General features: G+C 41.7%; 5 protein-coding genes. 3 read left to right on the top strand and 2 right to left on the bottom strand.

Features of this window, described 5'->3' with window-relative positions; genetic code table 11:
- Positions 1-213: FAD-dependent oxidoreductase (locus B2R65_RS11220; protein ID WP_349676065.1), on the bottom strand; the 213-nt coding region annotated here is incomplete at its 3' end.
- A gap of 286 nt (positions 214-499) precedes the next feature.
- Between B2R65_RS11220 and pssA the strand changes: the two genes are divergently transcribed.
- On the top strand, positions 500-1,825 hold the full coding sequence (gene pssA, locus B2R65_RS11215) for a CDP-diacylglycerol--serine O-phosphatidyltransferase (RefSeq protein WP_286742674.1): 1,326 nt from the start codon (positions 500-502) through the stop codon (positions 1,823-1,825).
- A 115-nt stretch (positions 1,826-1,940) separates the two neighbouring features.
- Here the strand turns inward: pssA and ald are convergent, their stop codons facing one another.
- Complete coding sequence (gene ald / locus B2R65_RS11210) at positions 1,941-3,062, bottom strand: alanine dehydrogenase (RefSeq protein WP_286742671.1); 1,122 nt, start codon at positions 3,060-3,062, stop codon at positions 1,941-1,943.
- A gap of 142 nt (positions 3,063-3,204) precedes the next feature.
- Here ald and lrp point away from each other — a divergent pair, with 142 nt between their 5' ends.
- The gene (gene lrp, locus B2R65_RS11205) at positions 3,205-3,684 is read left to right on the top strand and encodes a leucine-responsive transcriptional regulator Lrp (RefSeq protein ID WP_004586747.1); all 480 of its coding nucleotides are present in this window, start codon (positions 3,205-3,207) and stop codon (positions 3,682-3,684) included.
- Between the two features lie 154 nt (positions 3,685-3,838).
- The coding region (locus B2R65_RS11200) for a DNA translocase FtsK (RefSeq protein ID WP_286742666.1) at positions 3,839-6,149 on the top strand (2,311 nt) is incomplete at its 3' end.

Raw genomic sequence — 6,149 nt, 5'->3', positions numbered from 1 at the left:
CTCTTTCATACGGTCCATTAATGCGGGGCCTGTTAAACCGTGCGCATCGCCTGGCCAGTTTTCAACTTCAGTTGTGGTCGTTAATTGGCCACCTTGTTGAATACCGGTAATTAAAACTGGGTTTAAATTTGCACGCGCTGCGTAAACCGCGGCAGTGTAACCCGCAGGGCCTGAGCCTAAAATTAGTAACTTAGAGTGTTTTGCTTCAGTCATGATCTTTTCCTAAACGTTTAATACTGAACTTAATGGCTTCGATTCTAAGAAAAACAAGGCACAAGTAAACAAATTATGTGAATATTTTTTTCTGACAAAATTAAAAGCTGTGCAATATTATGTACTGACCTTGCAATAAATGAAAAAAAGCCTGTGTTAAGGTTAAAAAACAAACAGATGAGCAACAAAGCTTCGTTAATTCATGACCCGTTAGTATTTTTTTGATATGTTTTACCTAATTTTATTTGTCACTGATAGATTATGTGACCTTAGTGAATAGGCAACTATGTTATTTTGGCAGGAAAAACCCGCATTTGGGTTGACTTCAAAAGACGTTAACGTCTTAACCAACGCACAAGAGTACCGTACGCAATTGCTACGTTTAATTAGCAATGCAAAACAAAGAATCTACATTACGGCACTTTATTTACAAGATGACGAAGCAGGGCGTGAAATACTCGAAGCGCTGCATCGTGTGTCGTTGGCAAACCCCAACCTTGAAATAAAAGTGTTGGTTGATTTTCATCGTGCTCAACGTGGTCTTATTGGTGCAAAAAAATCAGACGGTAACGCAAGTTTATATTGTGACTATTTAGAAAAATTTAAATCGAACGTACAGGTTTACGGTGTACCGGTCAAAGCCAAAGAGTTGTTTGGTGTGTTACACCTTAAAGGCTTTGTTGTAGATGATACTTTATTATACAGCGGCGCCAGCTTAAATAACGTGTACTTACAATATCACGAACGCTACAGGCTCGACCGTTATTTTTTAGTTGACCAAGCAGCACTGTGCGACTCTGTGGTTGATTTTATTGAGTCTAAGCTAATAGGCTCGCAAGCCGTGCCACGTATTGATACACGCCCGCTTAAGCGCTTAATAGACTTTAAGTTTGAACAAAAGCAATTAATGCGCGAGCTCAAGTCGGCCAGTTATGCAAACCCAACTACGCCCAATAACGACCCACTCGGTGTGCGTTTGTTTTTAGGTTTAGGGCGTCGTAATAATAGCCTTAACCGATTAATTAAAAATTTGTTTGATACCACAGAGCAAGAGCTTGTACTTTACACACCGTATTTTAATTTTCCGGCGCCGCTTATGCGCTCGCTTCGTAGATTATTAAAACAAGGTAAGCAGGTAACCATTGTCGTGGGTGATAAAACGGCGAACGATTTTTACCTGCCGCCAAGTGAGCCGTTTAGTAAAATTGGTGCATTACCGTATTTATACGAAACCATTTTGCATAAATTTGTAAAATCGCAAAAGCGCCATATAGATAACGGCAATTTAAACGTGTACTTATGGAAGCACAATAGTAACTCGTTTCACTTAAAAGGTATTTGCGCAGACCGACAACGCCACTTATTAAGCGGCCACAATCTTAATCCGCGAGCGTGGGGGCTAGATATTGAAAACGGTATTTTAATTGAAGACCCACAGCAAAGTATTATGCAAGCCATAGATAACGAAAAGCAGGAAATTTTAAAACACTGCCGCCGTTTAACTGGTCCAAATGATTTAGAAACAGTAGAAGATTACCCACAGCCGGTTAAAAAGCTACTTGGTCAGGCTAAACGCGTAAAAGTAGATTTTATAATTAAGCGTTTTATATAAATTAATTTATATAGTCGAAATTTAGATACAAAAAAAGCAGCTAATTAGCTGCTTTTTTATTGTTTGTAGTTAGGTGACTATTTTATTCAATAACACCTAACGACTAAACGCAAAATTACGCGTTTTCTACTGCAGTACGAGGATCAACATATTCCATGTTGAACGCTTCTGCTACTTCTTTGTAAGTTACTTGGCCTTTAATTACGTTTAAGCCTTTTAAGAAGTGCGCGTCATCAAGTAGTGCCTTTTTGTAACCTTTGTTTGCAAGGTTAATAATAAACGGCAGTGTTGCATTATTAAGTGCAAACGTAGATGTACGTGGTACTGCACCAGGCATGTTAGCAACACAGTAGTGAACAACTTCATCAACAATGTATGTTGGATCCGCGTGTGTGGTGGCTTTAGAAGTTGCAATACAACCACCTTGGTCAATGGCAACATCCACAATTGCAGCGCCTGGCTTCATTGCTTTAATGTGTTCAGCTGTAACAAGCTTAGGTGCCGCTGCACCTGGGATTAATACGCCACCAATTACTAGGTCTGCTTCTAAAACGTGTTTTTCTAATGCGTCAGCCGTTGAGTAAATCGCTTTAACTTTGTTACCAAACTGCGCGTCTAGTGAACGTAACACATCGATGTTGCGGTCAAGTACTACAACGTCTGCGCCCATGCCTACAGCCATTTGCGCTGCACTACGACCCACCATGCCGCCGCCAATAACAACAACTTTTGCAGCTTCAACACCTGGTACGCCGCCAAGTAGCATGCCACGACCGTGGTTAGATTTTTCAAGCGCTTGAGCACCAGCTTGAATAGACATACGACCTGCTACTTCACTCATTGGTGCAAGAAGCGGTAAGCCGCCACGCGCATCAGTCACTGTTTCGTAAGCAATACAAATCGCTTTGCTTTTAACAAGGTCTTCAGTTTGTGGAAGATCAGGTGCAAGGTGAAGGTAAGTAAATAAAATTTGGTCTTCGCGTAGCATTGCACGCTCAACAGCTTGTGGCTCTTTTACTTTTACGATCATGTCTGCTTTTGCAAAAACATCAGCTGCAGTGGCTAAAATTTCAGCGCCAGCTTGTGTGTAATCTTCGTTAGTAAAACCAATGCCCATACCTGCATCTGTTTCAACAATCACTTGGTGGCCGTGATTTACTAATTCACGAACACTCGCAGGAACCATACCTACACGGTATTCATGGTTTTTAATTTCTTTAGGTACACCAATAATCATAAAATTTGCCTTATTAAGAACGGATTAACATTTTTCACTATTATATTCATCATAAGGCAGTGTGTCTCACCTTTTTTAAATGGCTAGCTAGTGTTATTATCTAAATAATAAAAATAAACAGAACATTAAACTAGTTGGGTGTATGCATCAGTTATTAGATAGAATTGACCGTAAAATTTTAATGGAATTACAGCACGATGGACGCCTTTCTAATGTAGAACTGGCCCGACGAGTTGGCCTGAGCGCCACGCCCTGTCTGGAACGCGTAAAAAAGTTAGAACGTGAAGGCTACATACTTGGCTACAAAGCGGTGGTTGATCCGGCAAAGCTTGGCCAAGGCTTATCTGTATATGTTGAGGTAACCATTACCAAAACATCGCCCGACGTATTTGATGAGTTTAGTGCGGCGGTTAAACAGCACGAAGAGATAATAGAGTGTCACTTGGTATCGGGTAATTTTGATTTTTTATTAAAAACACGCGTAAACGATATGTCAGAATACCGCGGAGTACTAGGCGACATTCTTTTAAAGCTGCCAAACGTGAGTGAAAGCCGCACCTATGTAGTAATGGAAGAAGTAAAAGGTGAAGACGGCGTAATTATTCGCCCTTACATAGCGTAAATTTAACCGCAAAAGATAAACACACTTTAATTTATAAAAACTTGTTCATAATCAGGCCATACACATTAAGATAAAGTGCATCAAATTGCATTTCCTGCTAAGGTATTTGATTGCAAGCAAGTGCCAATAGAACAATAAAGAGGGATAGGAAGTTATGCGCCTAAATGGTGTGCAAAGACTATTAGAAACAGGGCTGATCATCAGCACCTTTGCGGCAATATTTATTTTATGTGCTTTAATCAGCTTTGATCCTGCAGACCCCGCGTGGTCGCAAACGGGTGAATTTAGAAACGTAAAAAATATTACAGGCACTGCTGGTGCTTGGGTGGCCGATATACTATTACTTTCATTTGGCTGGCTTGCTTATTTAGTGCCGGCCGCTATTCAGCTGTTTGGCTATTTACTGTTTAAGCAACCTCATCGTATTTTACAGCTCGATTACACCACACTTGCCTTGCGTGTTATTGGCTTTGCATTATTTATTACCTCGGCAACGGCAATTAGCAGCATTAACTTTGATGATATTTATAACTTTTCATCTGGTGGGGTAGTGGGTGATGTGATTGCATCGGCCATGATGCCAGCATTTAACTTTACCGGTACCTCTATTTTATTATTGTGCTTCTTTTTTGCTGGGCTTACCTTATTAACCGGCGTGTCATGGGTTGAATTTGTAGACTACCTTGGTGATTTAGTGGTTAGAGGCTACCGCTATGCTTTTAATTACGCCCAAGGTTGGATGCAACGAGAGCGCATTGCGGCAAGCCCTGTACAGGCCGATGCCCAATTTAATGATGACGCTGATAATTATGAGCAAAGCGATACCACACACGAGCAATCATCAGAATTTGAACAAGAACCTGCTAAAAGTAAAAAACCAGCAAAACAAAAAGCCATTACTAAAGAGCAGCCTACCTTTAGCGAGCCGCAAATTAGTGATGATTACAGCCCATTTGATGAGCTAGACGATATACTCGACCAAGAAATTGGCTTTAGCGCCATAGACGATGAGCCTATGGATACAGCAGCTGCGTTAAATGCACTGGATCAAAGCCAAGTTGTCGAGCCTGAAAAACCAGTTACCACGGTGGTATCGCCAGCAAGGCCAATGCCTAAGCCAAAACCTGCGTATCAGCCACCGCCAACAGCTAAAGAAAAGTTTGAAGAGTTACTTGATAAAGAGCCACCACCAGGGCCATTACCATCGCTTGATTTACTCGACAGACCCGACAAAGCAAAAAACCCGATATCACAAGAAGAGCTTGAAAGTGTATCGCGTCTTGTTGAAACAAAATTACTCGACTTTAACGTACAAGCCACTGTAGTAGGGGTATACCCAGGGCCAGTTGTAACACGTTTTGAGCTTGATTTAGCGCCAGGTATTAAGGTGTCTAAAATTACGGGCTTATCAAAAGATTTAGCCCGTTCGCTTTCTGCTATTAGCGTACGTGTGGTTGAGGTGATCCCGGGTAAAACATATATAGGGATAGAGCTGCCTAATAAATACCGCGAAATCGTACGTTTATCTGAGGTCATTAACGCCCCTAAATTTGAGCAAAACCCATCGCCTCTAACCATGGTATTAGGTAAAGATATTGCAGGGCAACCTGTGTGTGCCGATTTAGGTAAAATGCCCCATTTACTGGTAGCCGGTACCACGGGTTCAGGTAAGTCAGTGGGCGTTAATGTAATGATATTAAGCTTACTGTACAAATCGGGCCCTGATGATGTTCGTATGATCATGATTGACCCGAAAATGCTTGAGCTTTCGGTTTATGAAGGTATTCCGCACCTATTGTGTGAAGTTGTTACCGATATGAAAGAAGCGGCCAACGCGCTGCGTTGGTGTGTCGGTGAAATGGAGCGCCGTTATAAGTTAATGTCGGCGTTGGGCGTGCGTAACTTAAAAGGCTACAACCAAAAAGTGATGGAAGCCAAAGAGGCGGGTTACCCAATTCTTGACCCATTATTTAAAGACACCGACGGCATGAAAGAAGGCCCAGACGAGCTAGACAAACTACCAAGCATAGTGGTGGTTATTGACGAATTTGCCGACATGATGATGATTGTAGGTAAAAAAGTTGAAGAGCTAATTGCCCGTATTGCGCAAAAAGCACGTGCAGCAGGCATACACTTAGTACTGGCAACACAGCGCCCATCGGTAGATGTAATTACCGGCTTAATTAAAGCCAATATACCTACGCGTATGGCGTTTCAGGTGTCGAGCAAAATAGACTCGCGTACCATTTTGGACCAGCAAGGCGCCGAAAACCTATTAGGTATGGGTGATATGCTTTATTTACCGCCAGGCACAAGTGTACCAGAGCGTGTGCATGGCGCATTTGTTGACGACCATGAAGTACATGCGGTAGTTAACGATTGGAAAGCACGTGGTAAACCTAATTACATTGATGAAATTTTAAATGGTGATGCAACAGAAGATGTTTTATTACCAGGTGAAACCA

It is taken from the genome of Pseudoalteromonas sp. UBA2102 (assembly GCF_002331165.1).
GTDB classification, from domain to species: Bacteria; Pseudomonadota; Gammaproteobacteria; order Enterobacterales; family Alteromonadaceae; genus Pseudoalteromonas; species Pseudoalteromonas atlantica.
The sequence above is the reverse complement of the archived record's forward strand: the minus strand, read 5'-3'. Positions and strand labels throughout refer to the sequence as shown.

What these genes read in the sequence shown, in the direction of transcription:
- pssA (WP_286742674.1), top strand. Translation starts at nt 500, where the DNA reads ATGTTATTTTGGCAGGAAAAACCCGCATTTGGGTTGACTTCAAAAGAC.
- ald (WP_286742671.1), bottom strand. Translation starts at nt 3,062, where the DNA reads ATGATTATTGGTGTACCTAAAGAAATTAAAAACCATGAATACCGTGTA.
- lrp (WP_004586747.1), top strand. Translation starts at nt 3,205, where the DNA reads ATGCATCAGTTATTAGATAGAATTGACCGTAAAATTTTAATGGAATTA.